Here is a 15,953-nt window from a genome sequence, read left to right as displayed (position 1 = left end):
AAGAACAAATTTTAATTCTGAACATTAATAGAAGCGGGCTTTAGCCCGCTTTTTTATTACAAAAGTTCCAAAGGCTTTAGCCAAAATGTATATATTTGAATATGCAAAACCGTATTTCCTCATTTCCACCGCATATTGATGATCAGTCTGAAATTTTAATTCTAGGCTCCATTCCGGGAGTAAAATCATTGGAAAAGCAACAATATTATGCCCATCCGCAAAATAAATTCTGGAAAATCATCTTGGAATTACTGAATGAGGAATTTACCGAAGATTATAGCAAAAGACTGGAAGTATTAAAGAAACATCATATTGCCCTTTGGGACGTCATTGATTCCTGTGAAAGAAAAGGAAGCCTGGATTCTGAAATTAAAAATGAAGAAGCCAATCAAATTGCTGAACTGCTGGATGAATATACTAACATTAAAGCAGTTTTCAGTAACGGAGGAAAATCTTATAAAAACTTACAAAAACTTTTAGGAAAAAACTATAGACTGCCTATTTTTCTGTTGCCATCTACAAGTCCACTCCACACCATCTCCTTTGAGAGAAAGTTTGAAGAATGGAAGAAAATTCTTGAATTTCTGAAATAATTTTTTTCCAAAATGATACAATATAAGTAAGTTCACTTTAGAAGAAAATCAGAGATTTTCAAAAACTTATGTGTACTTATGATGCGTAAATTCTGTAACTTGAAATAACTAAAGTGTTAAAAAACTTTTGTGCCTTTTGTGGTTTAATCAATTTCCAAATACTTTTTCAATCCTTTCAATAGCTCCAGCTGATTTCTTGTTCTATCCAGGTTATGTTCAGCATAGTTGGTAGAATAATAGGTACTTCCATTCAGATAATCTGTCAGAAAACGTACCGCCTGAATGTAGATTACAACCTGTGCTGCATAATCAAGATTTTCAATTTCTTCAGAAACCAGTTTTTCTTTTAAGTCAAATAAAAAGCCCTCTTTTACAGCCTGATATATTTCAGTGTTGAAATTCTCCTTGGCAGTTCCATCATCTTCATTGGTTGTATTGGTATAAGATCTGGTAATATCACCAAAGTCATATAACAGTGTGGAAATCATTACGGTATCCAGATCGATAATAGCCAGAGGTCTTGATTCTTTGAAAAGAATATTTCTGATATTAGGATCTCCATGAATAATCCTTTTGGGAAGCAAATGACTTTTTTCCATATCAATCCATTGTTGTGGCAATGATAGTAGCTGGTTGGTAGCTTCAATTTCAGCAGAAGCATTATTGAGTAAAGTACGGTCAGCTCCATGCAAAGAATCTTTATAATCTAAAATTCTTTTTTCAAAATTGATAAAATCAGGAATTGGTGTTTGGATATCTGGTAGAGTATTGGGATTAATCGCGTTGAGAAAGCGCCCTATTGCCTTTGCTGATGCATAGGCTGTGGCGGAATCCGGTATTTTAAAGAAAGTTTTGGTATCCTCTATAAAACCGGTCATTCTCCATGATTCCATATTCTCATCTTTTACAATGAAGTTTCCGATGGAAGATGAAATGGGTTTGATGAAGAGTAACGGATAATTACTATTTTGAAGAAGGTGGTTGACCGCTAAGTGATTGTTGATGATAATTTCAGGCTGTTTGAAAACATGATGATTGATCTTTTGCAGAATAAACTTTTCTTCGTTTTCCTTATTTTCTACAAGATAAGTTGTATTAATCAATCCGTTGTTGATGGGAGAGATTATGCAATTTTCGGTGCCAATAAATTGAATGATAATATCTTTTAATTCCATAAATCTTCCGGATATCTGTTTTTTTGAATTTCGGATGTCAGAAAATCCTTGATATTCTTTTTATCATCCGCATAGGTTACTCCCATCCATTGAGATGGTGATGCCTTAACCATTACTTTAGCTCTTTTTTCATCAATCATTCTCTGTACAGCAGAAGGAATATAAAACTCTTGGGCTATCGTAGGCTTTGATGCTATGAAATCATAAAAATAATCTTCCAATGAAGTAAAAATACTCGGATGAAAGATGAAAAAATTCATTGAAACCAAGGTGTCGGGAGCAATTTCTACGCTTACCCCATTTTCAGTGTAGATGACTGAACCATTTACCCTTTGAATAGAGGTTTGTTCCTCTACATTCATCAAGAAGTTTTCAGAATCTAAGGTACATATTCCTCTTGCAACAGTTCCGTTACCACTCAAAGTAGTGTTTACGGGATAAGCCGCCATCCCCAATTGTAAATCTGAAATATGATGAAGCTCTATTTCTTTTGAAGCCAGTTGATAAGCTTCTTTGCCATAAAAATCATCTGCATTAATCATGACAAAAGGCTCCTGTACCACTTCTTTTGCACAAAGAACTGCGTGTCCTGTACCCCAAGGCTTCTGACGTTGTGAGTAATCAAAATCCTGTATCGGAATGCTGTTCATTTCCTGATATACCCAATGAATTTCGAAACCTTTTGCTTCAGATATTGCATTGAGCCGTTCAATATAACTTTGAGGAATTAATTGATTGACAATAATAACCACCTTAGAGAAACCTGCCTCCAGAGCATCATAGATAGAATACTCCAAAATCGGCGAACCATTATCGAGTATTCCATCCACTTGCTTAAGACCTTTGTAACGGCTTCCCAATCCACCTGCTAATATGAGTAATGTCTTTTTAGAATTCATCGGTCATTCCAAATACAGGTTTACGGGTTTTCCATTTTCCGTTGGTAAAATCAGGAATATCAACAACCTGTCCTCCCTTGGCAATAGACTCTTCACTCAATGGAGTAATGGAGTACCATAAGGCAAGGTCATAAACATCCATCGGGAATTCTATATTTCGCTTGATACATTCAATAAAGGTGTTCATCACAAAGAAGTCCATCCCGCCATGCCCGGCACCGGCAGCTGTATTTTCAAACCTCTTCCACATGGGATGGTCATATTCTTTCATCCATTTTTCCGTATTATCCCAACGGTGGCTGTGATTCATAGTTTTTTCAAAATAGATATTTCCCTGGTTGAAATCTCCCCAACCGAAATCCTGCCATAACCCCTCAGTTCCCTGCACACGGAATCCTAAATCATAAGGTCTCTGCAAGCTGGTGTCATGCGTTAAAAGTATGGTTTCGCCGTTTTCACAGGCAATTTGTGTAGTGACAATATCTCCCTGATTGAATTTTACTTTGGCACTCGGATGATTTTCCCCGCCCTTAGCATGTTCTACAACATATTTATGCAATCCTACAGATTTGGATGAGAACGAAGAAAGTCTTGTTAAACGGTTTCCTCTGTTGATATCCATCATCATGGCAACAGGGCCTAGCCCGTGGGTAGGATAAAGTTCTCCGTTGCGTTTTACATAATGATCGGTTCTCCACTTAGCTTCACTGAAACCTTTTTCACCAAATTCCGCTCCGGAATTGTAAGGCGTAACCCCATCATTGAAAAGCACACCTCTTAAATCATGCTGATAACCGCCTCTTCCATGAACCAATTCTCCAAACATACCCTTACGAACCATATTCAGGATAGCCATGATATCTCTTCGGTAGCATACATTTTCCATCATGAAAATAGGAACCTTAGTTTCTTCATATACTTTCACGAATTCCCAACAGTCCTGAAGCTTTATAGCTCCGGAAACCTCCATACCTACAATTTTTTTAGCACGCATAGCTTCTACACCCTGAGTAAGATGCCATTCCCAAGGAGTAGCAATGACAACAGCGTCTATTGTTTTTAATTTTAAAAGACTTCGATAGTCATAATCACCGTTTGAAAACTCCTGGGCAGCCGGTTTATTATTGTCCTTTAATATTTTTTGAGAAGCGGCCAGCATCCTTTTATCAGGATCTGCAAATGCTACGATTTCTACATCACTGCGCTTTGCCAGTAATTTGACATGCTCCTGCCCGCGAAGACCTACTCCAATGAAGCCAACACGGACTTTTTTATCTGTTTTAAAATCATTTGAATAGGCAAATAAAGAATTAGGTAAAACCAATGCCCCAAAACTTGCTAAAGCTGCTGTTTTGATAAAGCTTCTGCGGGAAGTGCTATTGTCCATCTATTTTTTTTTCTAAATATATTAAAACTTTTGCAAACAACGATGGAATGGGAGCTGTTGAGTTGGGGAGATTTAGAGTGGGAGAGCGTGTTGAAGAGTCATTTTGTTTTAGATGGGATAATTTCCAGGTCTTATATTCTCTAATTTCTTAGAAAAAAAACTGCCTCAGAAAAATCCAAGACAGCCATTTTATATTATACTACTTATGCTTATTTCTCCATAAGATAAACTTCTTCATAAGGCTGAATCAGAACCCATCCGTGTCCTGAAAACTTCATTTGAAACTCTTCACCACTTCCTCTTCCTATCAGGCTTTTAAAGGAAACATTGGTTTTAAGTTCCGGGCTGAGGTTTCCGGACCATGCGACAGTGGCATTAGGATCTGTGAAAACGGGAGTATCTGGCGTTACCAGCAAGGTAAGGGGATCTCCGTGAGTGGTAATGGCAATATGACCTGTTCCGGAAAGTTTTACCTGAAAAAGACCACCAGACATCATTCCTGCAATGCTTTTAAGCATCGTGATATCACTTTTTACACTTTGTTCATGAGCTAAAACATCATTGCCATTCACGCAGACAGACTCATTGTTCAAGTAAAGAATACGTACTTTTTTCCCGGAATCTGCAACATACAGCTTTCCGGTGCCTTCAGCTTTCATCAGCTTACTTCCTTCTCCACTGATAGCCTTTTTCAAAAGGTTTCCGATACCACCTGACAGCATGCCCTGTCTTTCGAAATTAATATTTCCAACATAGCTTACCATGCTTCCTCTTTTTGTCCATACAGCCTGATTATTCAGGTTGATTTCTAAAAGGTGTTTTGTTTCCAGCTCGAAATAATCCCTTAGTTGCGGATTTTCCTTTGTTTCGTTAATGAATGCTTCAATTGAATATTTGCTCATAGTTATAATTTTATGTATGTTGGTGTGGATATTATCCATAAAGTAAATTTTGCTTACAGATTCAACCAACTTATTTTTAATTTGGGACTAAAATAATCTTTTTTTGTCTAAAAAACTCCCGCGTAGTCAGTGTTTTACATTTGATTGTAAATAATACTTGACAAAGGGGTATTCAATGTCGTATATTTGCACTCCGAAAATTACACCATGTAATTACAATAATTTTTAAACCGTAATTTAAAAAATGAAAACATCAGATTTTAATTTTGATCTTCCTGCGGAATTATTAGCAGAACACCCATCAGAGCACAGAGACGAAGCTAGATTAATGGTTCTTGATAGAAAAACACAAACTATCGAGCACAAATTATTCAAGGATGTCGTAGATTATTTTGATGAGAAGGATTTGTTTATCTTCAACAATACTAAGGTTTTCCCTGCACGTCTTTATGGAAATAAAGAAAAAACAGGTGCTAAAATTGAGGTTTTCCTTTTAAGAGAGCTTGATAAAGAAACCAGAGTTTGGGATGTTTTGGTAGATCCGGCAAGAAAAATCAGAATTGGTAACAAGTTATTCTTCACTGAAGATGAATCTTTGGTAGCTGAGGTTATCGATAATACAACTTCAAGAGGAAGAACATTAAGATTCTTATTCGACGGTTCTTACGATGAATTCAGAACGAAATTAAAAGAACTGGGAGAAACTCCACTTCCAAAATATATTAAAAGAGCAGTAGAACCGGAAGATGCAGAAAGATACCAGACGATCTACGCTAAAGTGGAGGGAGCAGTTGCTGCACCTACAGCAGGTCTTCACTTCTCCAGACACTTAATGAAGAAATTAGAGATCAAAGGAATCGATTTTGCTGAGGTTACCCTTCACGTAGGATTAGGAACTTTCAACCCAATTGAGGTAGAAGATCTTTCTAAGCACAAAATGGAATCTGAAGAGATCATCATTGATGAAAAAAATGCTGCTATAATCAACAATGCAGTAGAATCTCACAGAAGAGTTTGCGCAGTAGGTACTACAACAATGAGAGCTTTGGAAACTTCTGTTTCTTCCAACAAAAAAATCTCTGCTTTCAATGGTTGGACAAATAAATTCATTTATCCACCTCATGATTTCGGAGTTGCTAACACAATGATCACAAACTTCCATACACCAAAGTCTACATTGATCATGATGATTGCTGCATTTGCAGGAAGAGACTTTATTATGCAAGCTTATGAAGAGGCCGTAAAAGAAAAGTATAAATTCTATTCTTACGGTGACGCAATGTTAATTCTATAAATTATGTATTGATGTAGAATGTACAAAGTACAATGTATTTTTTAATTAATATAATAAATACGTCGTTTTATTACTTTGTACATTTTACATTATACTTTTACAATAAATGAAAGATATCCGTATATTATCTCTAGATCAGCTTAAAGATTACTTTGTATCTTTAGGAGAAAAGCCGTTTCGTGCGAAACAGGTCTATGACTGGCTATGGAGTAAAAACCTCCATTCGATTGATGAAATGACGAATCTTTCGAAATCTCTTCGTGAAAGAATTGCTGAAGAGTATACCATTAACCCCGTTTCTGTAGATCTTCTTCAAAAAAGTTCTGACGGAACCATTAAAAATGGGGTGAAGCTTCACGACGGACTGTTAGTAGAATCAGTTCTTATTCCAACAGAAACAAGAACTACTGCTTGTGTATCTTCACAGGTAGGCTGCTCATTAAACTGCGAATTCTGTGCTACAGCAAGACTGAAAAGGATGAGAAACCTTGAGGTTGCTGAAATTGTAGACCAGGTGGCACTTATTGACAGCCAGAGCAGAATGTATTTTGACAGACCGCTTTCCAATATCGTATTCATGGGAATGGGAGAACCAATGATGAACTACAAAAATGTAGTGGAAGCGATTAGGAAAATTACCCAACCAGAGGGCTTGGGAATGTCTCCAAGAAGAATTACCGTTTCTACATCCGGAATTCCAAAAATGATTAAAATGCTTGCTGATGATGAATTGCGTGTGAAACTGGCATTGTCCCTTCACTCAGCCATCGAAGTAAAGCGTAATGAAATCATGCCTTTCTCAGATAAATTTCCGTTAACAGACATCATGGAATCACTTCAGTACTGGTATCAGAAAACCGGTTCAGTGATTACTTTTGAATACTGTGTATGGAAAGGAATTAATGATGGGGATGAAGATATTAAGGCTTTAATAAAATACTGCAAACAGGTTCCTTCCAAGGTAAACCTTATTCAATACAACCCGATTGGGGATGGAAAGTATGACCAGTGCAACAAACAGGCAGAAGAAAATTATATCCGACAGCTTGAAAATGCAGGAATTACAGTAATGGTAAGAAGAAGCCGAGGAGGAGATATTGATGCTGCTTGCGGGCAATTAGCAAACAAAGCCACCGATTAAAATTTCCTTAAAAAGACCTAAGCTTTCGTTAGAAGATGGCTGAAAACCCTACCTTTGCACAAATTTTTTTGTGATGATGGAGAGTTTAATGAGCGAGAATGGTTTAGAACATGTATATGCATGGTCAGTTCCATTATTTGCGGCTGTTATTTTAGCTGAAATGATTTACAGCCACGTTTCAGAGGCGAAATTATATAGTGGAAAAGATCTTGCAACAAACGTTTATCTGGCGTTGATGAACTTTGGTCTTGACCTTATCATGAAGACGTTTGCCATGGGGGTGATGTTTTTCTTTTACAATCACAAACTTTTTTCATGGGATCTTAGTATTTGGTATCTGCTGGCTTGTTTTGTTATTACAGATTTTGCCTACTATGTTTTGCATTATGTTGATCACCGTTCCAGAGCATTTTGGGCAGTTCATATTACACACCATAGCTCAGAATACTTTAACATTACAACAGGATTCAGAAGTCCGGTACTACAGCCGCTTTACAGATATCTCTACTTTTCTCCATTGGCATTTTTAGGATTTAGTCCTTGGCACATTATGGTTGCTTATGCCATAGGGCAGGTATATGGAACATGGGTGCATACACAAACTGTGAAGAGCATGGGAGTTTTAGAATATGTTTTAGTAACCCCCTCTCACCACCGTGTACATCATGCTTGTAACATTAAGTATCTGGATAAAAATATGGGTATGTGTCTGATTATCTGGGATAAAATGTTTGGTACTTTCCAAAAAGAAGACCCCAATATTCCTGTGAAATATGGTATCTATCCAAAAATGCCTGACAATAGACCGGATACAGTTCTTTTTTACGAATGGAGAAAGATCTGGAAAGATATTAAGCAACCTGGACTAAAGTTTACTGATAGAGTCAACTATATTTTCAATTCTCCGGGATGGAGGCATGATGGTACCGGGAAGACGGTAAGACAATATCAGAAAGAATACTTTGAAAAACAGGCGAGAAAAGAACAAGAGAAAAATCAGAAAGAGCAAAAGACTGCTTAATCAAAAAATGAAAATCAATAAAATCTATAGGAGAGACGGGCTTTTTAGCTCGTTTTTCTGTTATATAGGAATTAGAAATGGAGAAAGTATGGAATTGCAAAATTGTACATCTGTTCTGATTCAAATCTAATATCATCAAACATAATCTACCTCGAAACTTCCATCCGAATCCTGTCTCATTTAAACATAAAACCTTATTTTTGCTCTATGAAAAGAACATTTCTGTTATTGGCTTTTCTTGCCTTTCAAACTGCGTTTTCTCAACAGGCAGATTTCCTGAAAATAAAAAAATATAGAATCAACTATTTGGATAATAAAATTCAGGAGACTTCCGGATTGAATTTCTTTAATGGAAAATTGTACACCTTTAATGATAGTGGAAATGCTCCAGAACTGTTTGAGATCAATAAAACCTCAGGAGAAGTCATAAAAACCTTAAAAGTGAATGCCAGAAATACTGATTGGGAAGCCTTGACGAATGATGGGACTCATTTTTATATAGGAGACTTTGGAAACAATGATGGAAGCAGAAGACATCTTACCATTTATAAAGTTCCTTTCCAGGGAGACAGCCTACAAAATGGGCAGGTCAAGGAAATTAAGTTTCATTATCCTGAACAAACTGATTATAAATCCACCTACTTTAATACAGATTATGATGCGGAGGCCATGGTTTATACCAACGGAAAACTTCATCTTTTCACAAAAGAATGGGCTTCAAAAGCAACTGTGCATTATGTGATAGATCCTGAATTAAATGAAAAACAGGATGCTGCAAAAGTAGAAACCTATAAAACGAATTTTATGGTAACCGATGCTGCCTATTTTGAGAAAAAACTCTATTTAGTAGGGTATACCAAGAAGACAGAAGTCTTTTTAGATGTTTTCAATGAAACTGAACCGGGAATATTCTTTAAAGAAAGACCAAGGCATTATTACTTGGGAAGTTCCTTATCAATTGGGCAGATTGAGGGAGTTGCCGTAGACCAAATGGGAATATATCTATCCGGAGAAAAGTTCAAATCTCCATTAGGTAGTACAAAGCCGGCACTTTATTTTGTTCCAAAAGAACAACTCAGGGATTAATTTTTCTTAAAATTGAGCGAAAAAAATTATCTTTGTGAGAATTAATAATTATTCACCCAGCATTCGCAGATTGTGGCAAATACCGTAGAAGAAATCAAGCAACCGATTAATGAGGAAATGAAACTTTTCGAGCAAAAGTTTTATGAATCGATGCAGAGTAAAGTCCCTTTGTTAGACAAGGTAACTCGTTTTATTGTTACTACTAAAGGGAAACAGATGCGTCCTATGTTTGTATTTCTTTGTGCCAAGCTGGTAGGGGATGTTACCGAAAAGACCTATCGTGGAGCTTCCATGATAGAATTAATTCATACTGCTACATTAGTACATGATGATGTGGTGGATGAAAGTTTTAAGCGTCGTAATTTTTTCTCCATTAATGCATTATGGAAGAATAAAATTGCGGTTTTGGTAGGAGATTATCTTTTATCAAAATCAGTCTTATTGTCCACAGACCATAAAGATTATGACTTGCTTGGAGTGATTTCAAGAACGATCCGCGAAATGTCCGAAGGAGAGCTTCTTCAATTGGAGAAAGCCAGAAAATTGGACATAACGGAAGATGTTTACTATGAAATTATTCGACAGAAAACAGCCACTTTAATTGCTGCGTGCTGTGAAATTGGAGTTCTTTCCAACAGTACAGATGAGATTCTTGCTAAAAAAATGTTGGATTTTGGAACCTATACAGGAATGGCTTTCCAAATCAAGGATGACCTTTTCGATTACTTAAGTTCCAATGTGATTGGTAAACCTGTAGGAATTGATATTAAAGAACAGAAAATGACACTGCCTTTAATTCATACCTTGAAAATTGCCAACGAAAAGGATAGAAAATACTATTTTGATACCATCAAGCGTTATAATAACAATCCCAAAAGAGTAAAGGAACTGATAGAATTTGTAAAGAATTCCGGTGGCTTGGAGTACGCGATTACCATTATGAAAGATTTTCAGCAGAAAGCAAAGGATATTCTTAATGAATTTCCGGATTCTGAAGCAAGAAGGTCTTTACATATTATGCTGGATTATGTAATTGAGCGAAAATTTTAAATTAAATAATTTTTAGGGTTACAATAATAACAGCTAGAACTATACAAAATAAAGCGATTAAAAATAAATAATCCGCAATAGTCTCAAACGTGTATTCCCGCTTTTTATTTCTCGTTCTGATAGCCAGGAACGAAAAAAAGCAGCTGCATGCAAAAAGAAGACAGGCAACGCCTGCGAATTCGTCTAAATATGTACTGCGGCTGATTTTGGTGATTTTCAGAGAGGTAATAATAATCAGTGAAAACCCTAAAAGATTACTCGATGCGTTCAGTATATGAGGTGATTTTTTTTCCATCTTTACAATTTTTTTCAAAATAAAGCACAATTTTTTTATTATCAAATTTTTAAAAAAGATTATTAAAAATTAAAATTAATTTAAAAATTGTATATTAGCAAAATACTTGAAGAATAAAAACTTTTTTACTTAGCTATGCAAACAACCTATATTGAAACACAGCAAATATCCTTTCAAGATTTTAAAAATCAGATACTTGAAGATTACAGGTTAGGAAGGATTTCTCGTGAAATGTCTTATCTCGGAAGGAGAGAAGTACTTACCGGAAAAGCTAAATTCGGAATTTTTGGGGATGGTAAGGAGCTTCCTCAGCTTGCAATGGCGAAGGTTTTCAGAAATGGAGACTTCCGTTCAGGGTATTATAGAGACCAGACTTTTGCATTAGCAATAGATGCCTTAACAGTAGAAAGTTTCTTTGCACAGATGTATGCGGATACAAGCGTGGAAAGAGAACCTGCTTCAGCTGGAAGACAGATGAACGGTCACTTCGCAACAAGAAGTTTAAATGAAGACGGAAGCTGGAAAGATCTTACGGCACAGAAGAACATTTCTTCAGATATTTCTCCTACAGCAGGTCAAATGCCAAGGTTACTAGGATTAGCTCAGGCATCTACCATTTATAAAAGTGTAAAATTTGAGGGTTCAGAAAAATTCTCAAAAGAAGGTAATGAAATTGCTTTCGGAACCATTGGGGATGCATCTACAGCAGAGGGTCACTTCTGGGAAACATTAAATGCTGCATGTGCACTTCAGGTTCCTATGATCGTTTCAATCTGGGATGATGGATATGGAATTTCAGTTCCTACAAAAAACCAGAGAGCAAAAGCTGATATCAGCGAAATGTTAAGCGGTTTCCAGAGAAAAGAAGGAGAAAACCAAGGATGTGAGATTATTCAGGTGAAGGCTTGGGATTATCCTGCATTATTAGATGCCTATGCAAGAGCAGAGCACTTTGCCAGAACAGAAAGCGTTCCTGTAGTGGTTCATGTAATAGACGTTACCCAACCTCAAGGACACTCTACATCAGGATCTCACGAAAGATATAAAAATGAAGCACGTCTTGCTTGGGAAGCTGAGTTTGATGGATTAGTAAAATTCAGAGAATGGATTCTTAACTATTCTATCGAAATTGAAGGAAAAGAAGAAGTTATTGCTACTGCTGAAGAGTTAGATGCAATTGATGAAGAAGCAAAAAAGAAAGCTAAAACAGGGCAGAAAGCAGCTTGGGATAATTACCAGAACGCGATCAAGGATTTAATTCAGTCAGTTTTACCTTTAGTAGAAAACCTTAAAGGACAGAATGCTGAAGTAGAAACTTATATTACTCATTTCAATAAATTAGTTTCAAAAGCTAAGAAAGATGTATTCCATTTAGCAAGAAAAGCTTTATTGGCTACAAGAGGAACAAACTCTGCAGAAAGAAATCAATTGATGCAGAAGTACAATGAGGTAGCAGAAGTTGAAAAAGACAATTACTCATCTCACCTATACTCTCAATCTGAGTGGAAAGCTGAAAACATTCAGGAAATCAAGCCTGTATATTCTGATAGTTCTGAAGATGTAGACGGAAGAGTAGTTATCAGAAATAACTTTGATAAAATCTTTGAAAAATATCCTGAAACATTAATCTTTGGTGAAGATACCGGAAACATCGGTGACGTAAACCAAGGATTGGAAGGAATGCAGGAAAAATACGGTGCTTTACGTATCGCCGATACAGGAATTCGTGAAGCTACAATTCTTGGACAAGGGATTGGTATGGCAATGAGAGGATTGAAACCTATTGCTGAAATCCAATATCTGGATTATGTTCTTTACTGTTTACAGGGAATGAGTGATGATTTGGCAACCGTACATTACAGAACTAAAGGAGGTCAAAAAGCTCCATTGATTATCAGAACAAGAGGTCACAGATTAGAAGGAATCTGGCACTCAGGTTCTCCAATGGCAGGAATTCTTAACCTTTCAAAAGGTATTTTAGTATTGGTTCCAAGAAGTTTAACTAAAGCAGCTGGTTTCTACAACACAATGCTTCAGGCAGACGAGCCGGCAATCATTGTAGAATGTCTGAACGGTTACAGATTAAAAGAAAAACAGCCAGATAACCTAGGTGAATTCACTGTGCCTGTAGGTAAAATTGAAGTTACAAAAGAAGGAAAAGATGTTACCTTAGTAACTTACGGTTCTACATGGAGAGTGGTAACTGAAGCAGCTAATGAATTAGAAAAACTAGGAATTTCTGCAGAAGTTATTGATATCCAGTCATTAATTCCTTTCGATTTATCTCACGAAATTGCTGAAAGCGTTAAGAAAACTAACAGGTTAGTAGTGATTGACGAAGATGTGGAAGGAGGAACAACAGGATTTATCCTACAGCAGATTCTTGAAAAGCAAAAAGCTTTCAGATACCTGGATTCAGATCCGTTGACAATCTCTGCAAATGATCACAGACCTGCCTATGCAAGTGATGGTGATTATTTCAGCAAGCCGTCTACAGACGATATGGTAGAAAAAATCTACGCAATGTTTAATGAAACAAATCCTCAGAAATATCCTGCGATATTCTAATTAGGATTAAAATAATATCAACTAGGGCTTTCAGATTTCTGAAAGCCCTAGTTTTTTAATCTTCTTCAGCCAACGTAATCCTCAGTTTATTCAAAGTACTCATTAAAGTGATACTGGCAGTTAATTCTACAATTTCCCGTTCAGAAAAATGTTCTACAAGTTTTTTCTTGATTTCATGCCAATTATCAGTATTGTTGGTTATAGCTTCAGCCCAGCTTAAAACAAGCGTTTGTTGATTATTGAAGACTTTGGTGTGCTTCCAGCCTGGAAGCCTATTAATAATGTCCTGTTCAAGGCCAAAGTTGGACAATTCTTTTGCATGATAACTACAGCAATACGCACATCCGTTGATTTGAGATACACGTAGTTCTGCCAAGGCAATAAGCTTTTCATCAATACCCGATTTTCTAATGCTTGTGTGAGCTTTATACAGGTTCCCAATGGTTTCTTTAGCGATGTCTTTATAGTTCATAATGAAAAATTTTTATGCAAAGTTGCATCAGAAATAGTTGAGAAGCCATATACTTACTTTTTGGTTCTATACTTACCTTTTTGAAAGTACTTTTTAAAATAAAGTGAATTTTATTGCAGAATAAGTTTGTAAATTTGAAATCAAGAGACAACAAAAACTACCATGAAAATTACCAAATTAGTTATTCTATTCAACTATAAAAAGATTCTGCTTGGAGTTGTTGTCTCCATTCTTCTTTTGATATTATCATTTCAGCTTCATTCAAGTGTTTTTAGCCTGTTGCTATGGGGACTGAGTGGTCTTATTGTTTTAAATATTATAGCATCTCTGGTAGCATCTTATTGGCTTTATGATAATTCCGATCTGTATGAACTGAATAATTTAGAAAACACTGTTAACTGGAACACCATTGAAAGCGCAGTCCTTATTCATGCTAGTTTTGACCCTTTATCTAGGAGATTGGAAGAAAAATATCCTCATTTGAAACTTACGGTTTGTGATATTTATGGAAACAGACATGAACATGAAAGCGGTATTGAAGTTTCTAAAAAAACGTTTCCTCCAAATCCCAAAGAAATAAAAATAGCTGTAGAGGCATTACCATTTGAAGACGAATCTCAGGATGTAATTCTTGCCGTGACCGCTCTCCATGAAGTTCTAGACCATCAGAAAAGAGTTTTGTTCTTTAAGGAAGCTAAAAGAGTCTTGAAGAAAGGAGGGATAATTATTGTTTCAGAGCAATTTAGAGATACTACCAATTTTATCTTTTTTAATATCGGAGCATTTCATTTTTTAAGCTGGAAACAATGGAAAAATGCCATTGCACCCTCCGGATTAAAGATCGTGGAGAATAAAAAGATTACCCCTTTTGCCAATATGCTGATTATAAAGAAATAATATATAAGCTAATTTTACATTTAAAAATATTCCATGAAAAACCCTAGATGGCATAGAGATGAATTAATTTTAACTTTAAATCTATACTATGAGCTTGACTCTAATTTATTCACCAAAACTAATTTTCAGGTTATAGAGCTGTCAGAAAAATTAAATAAACTACCAATATATTCTGAAGAAGAAAGGAAGTTGAATTTCAGGAGCCCGAGCGGTGTAGCAATGAAATTAAGTAATTTTATGGCTATTGATGCAGATAATGAAAATCAAGGACTATCCAGTTATTCTAAGCTAGATGAAGAAACTTTTAATGAATTTTATAAAAAAGGAAGTGAATTGAAACGAATTGCTAATTTGATTTTAGATTCAATCCATGAAAAAGAAACATTAATTAAACTTTATAAAATTGAAGATGAGATTGATAGCTCTGTTAAAGAAAGTTTTGAAGGTGAGATTTTATATAAATTACATAAACTAAAGGAGAGAGATAGTGGATTGATAAGGACTAAAAAGAATAACGTGCTAAAGGAGAAAGGAAAATTAGAATGTGAAGTTTGTAATTTTGATTTTCATGAAAAATATGGAGAAATTGGATATGAATTTATTGAATGTCATCATATAAAACCTTTGTCAACTTATGAATCTAGACAGAAAACGATATTGGAAGACTTAGCAATTGTTTGTTCAAATTGTCATAGAATGCTTCATCGAAATGTAGAAGATATGTCAATTGATAAATTAAGACAAATTATTAAAAATAAGATTATATAAAAAAAGCTGTCAAACATTGACAGCCTTTTTTATTTTATTATCTACCAGGCTACAATCCTTATCATATAGTCCTTTTACTTGATATTTTGCCTCCCATTCTTCCAATAAATATAAAATTGGAAGCAGTGCCAATCCTTTTTCAGTAAGAGAATATTCTACCCTTGGAGGAAGTTCCTTAAATTCTTCACGGATAATCAATCCATCGCTTTCCATTTCCCTCAATTGATCAGTCAATACCTTTCTGGAGATTACGTTAATGCGTACAGCAAGCTCTCCAAAGCGTAATTTTCTGTCCTTGATAACCAGAACAATGATGGGTTTCCATTTGCTTCCCAGCGCGGCCATTGCCTTGCCCAGAGGACAGCTGTATTGCATTAATTCATTCTTTTTCATAGGGATACATTT

15 protein-coding genes are annotated in these 15,953 nt (G+C 35.8%); 9 read left to right on the top strand and 6 right to left on the bottom strand.

The window, feature by feature from the left end:
• Nucleotides 1–101 precede the first annotated feature (101 nt).
• A complete protein-coding gene (locus EG359_RS07300; protein ID WP_076352215.1) occupies nt 102–593 on the top strand; it encodes a DNA-deoxyinosine glycosylase in 492 nt (163 codons plus the stop codon).
• Between the two features lie 143 nt (nt 594–736).
• Here EG359_RS07300 and EG359_RS07295 read toward each other — a convergent pair whose 3' ends face one another.
• The 4 genes from EG359_RS07295 to EG359_RS07280 form a co-directional block, all read right to left on the bottom strand.
• The gene (locus EG359_RS07295) at nt 737–1,768 is read right to left on the bottom strand and encodes a phosphotransferase enzyme family protein (protein WP_076352214.1); all 1,032 of its coding nucleotides are present in this window, start codon (nt 1,766–1,768) and stop codon (nt 737–739) included.
• Complete coding sequence (locus EG359_RS07290) at nt 1,759–2,667, bottom strand: sugar phosphate nucleotidyltransferase (protein WP_076352213.1); 909 nt, start codon at nt 2,665–2,667, stop codon at nt 1,759–1,761. The genes EG359_RS07295 and EG359_RS07290 overlap by 10 nt, the downstream gene beginning before the upstream one ends.
• Nucleotides 2,657–4,054, bottom strand: coding sequence for a Gfo/Idh/MocA family protein (locus tag EG359_RS07285; RefSeq protein WP_076352212.1), 1,398 nt, complete (start codon nt 4,052–4,054; stop codon nt 2,657–2,659). The genes EG359_RS07290 and EG359_RS07285 overlap by 11 nt, the downstream gene beginning before the upstream one ends.
• 209 nt (nt 4,055–4,263) lie before the next feature.
• Nucleotides 4,264–4,956: an AIM24 family protein gene (locus tag EG359_RS07280; protein WP_076352740.1), complete on the bottom strand. Its 693-nt coding sequence runs from the start codon at nt 4,954–4,956 to the stop codon at nt 4,264–4,266.
• A gap of 244 nt (nt 4,957–5,200) precedes the next feature.
• Between EG359_RS07280 and queA the strand changes: the two genes are divergently transcribed.
• The 6 genes from queA to EG359_RS07245 all read left to right on the top strand — a co-directional run bounded on the left by queA (nt 5,201) and on the right by EG359_RS07245 (nt 13,411).
• Complete coding sequence (gene queA / locus EG359_RS07275; protein ID WP_076352211.1) at nt 5,201–6,250, top strand: tRNA preQ1(34) S-adenosylmethionine ribosyltransferase-isomerase QueA; 1,050 nt, start codon at nt 5,201–5,203, stop codon at nt 6,248–6,250.
• Between the two features lie 106 nt (nt 6,251–6,356).
• Nucleotides 6,357–7,391 (top strand): 23S rRNA (adenine(2503)-C(2))-methyltransferase RlmN, encoded by a 1,035-nt coding sequence (rlmN, locus tag EG359_RS07270; protein WP_076352210.1) that lies wholly within the window; start codon nt 6,357–6,359, stop codon nt 7,389–7,391.
• Nucleotides 7,392–7,467: 76 nt separating this feature from the next.
• Entirely contained in the window at nt 7,468–8,412 is a 945-nt protein-coding gene (locus EG359_RS07265; protein WP_084180314.1) for a sterol desaturase family protein, read from the top strand.
• A gap of 207 nt (nt 8,413–8,619) precedes the next feature.
• Nucleotides 8,620–9,498, top strand: coding sequence for a hypothetical protein (locus EG359_RS07260; RefSeq protein WP_076352208.1), 879 nt, complete (start codon nt 8,620–8,622; stop codon nt 9,496–9,498).
• A gap of 72 nt (nt 9,499–9,570) precedes the next feature.
• The gene (locus tag EG359_RS07255) at nt 9,571–10,548 is read left to right on the top strand and encodes a polyprenyl synthetase family protein (protein ID WP_076352207.1); all 978 of its coding nucleotides are present in this window, start codon (nt 9,571–9,573) and stop codon (nt 10,546–10,548) included.
• Between the two features lie 430 nt (nt 10,549–10,978).
• Nucleotides 10,979–13,411, top strand: coding sequence for an alpha-ketoacid dehydrogenase subunit alpha/beta (locus tag EG359_RS07245; RefSeq protein ID WP_076352206.1), 2,433 nt, complete (start codon nt 10,979–10,981; stop codon nt 13,409–13,411).
• Between the two features lie 55 nt (nt 13,412–13,466).
• Here EG359_RS07245 and EG359_RS07240 read toward each other — a convergent pair whose 3' ends face one another.
• Nucleotides 13,467–13,883, bottom strand: coding sequence for a carboxymuconolactone decarboxylase family protein (locus tag EG359_RS07240; RefSeq protein ID WP_076352205.1), 417 nt, complete (start codon nt 13,881–13,883; stop codon nt 13,467–13,469).
• Between the two features lie 162 nt (nt 13,884–14,045).
• Between EG359_RS07240 and EG359_RS07235 the strand changes: the two genes are divergently transcribed.
• Nucleotides 14,046–14,780, top strand: coding sequence for a class I SAM-dependent methyltransferase (locus EG359_RS07235; protein WP_076352204.1), 735 nt, complete (start codon nt 14,046–14,048; stop codon nt 14,778–14,780).
• A 33-nt stretch (nt 14,781–14,813) separates the two neighbouring features.
• The gene (locus EG359_RS07230; protein WP_076352203.1) at nt 14,814–15,548 is read left to right on the top strand and encodes an HNH endonuclease; all 735 of its coding nucleotides are present in this window, start codon (nt 14,814–14,816) and stop codon (nt 15,546–15,548) included.
• A 9-nt stretch (nt 15,549–15,557) separates the two neighbouring features.
• On the opposite strand, the gene EG359_RS07225 is transcribed toward EG359_RS07230, so the two are convergent.
• Complete coding sequence (locus EG359_RS07225) at nt 15,558–15,941, bottom strand: winged helix-turn-helix transcriptional regulator (RefSeq protein WP_076352202.1); 384 nt, start codon at nt 15,939–15,941, stop codon at nt 15,558–15,560.
• Nucleotides 15,942–15,953: the final 12 nt, after the last annotated feature.

Source organism: Chryseobacterium joostei, assembly GCF_003815775.1.
Classification (GTDB): Bacteria; Bacteroidota; Bacteroidia; order Flavobacteriales; family Weeksellaceae; genus Chryseobacterium; species Chryseobacterium joostei.
Note: the sequence above shows the minus strand (reverse complement) of the source record. Positions and strands in the feature narration are given on the sequence as shown.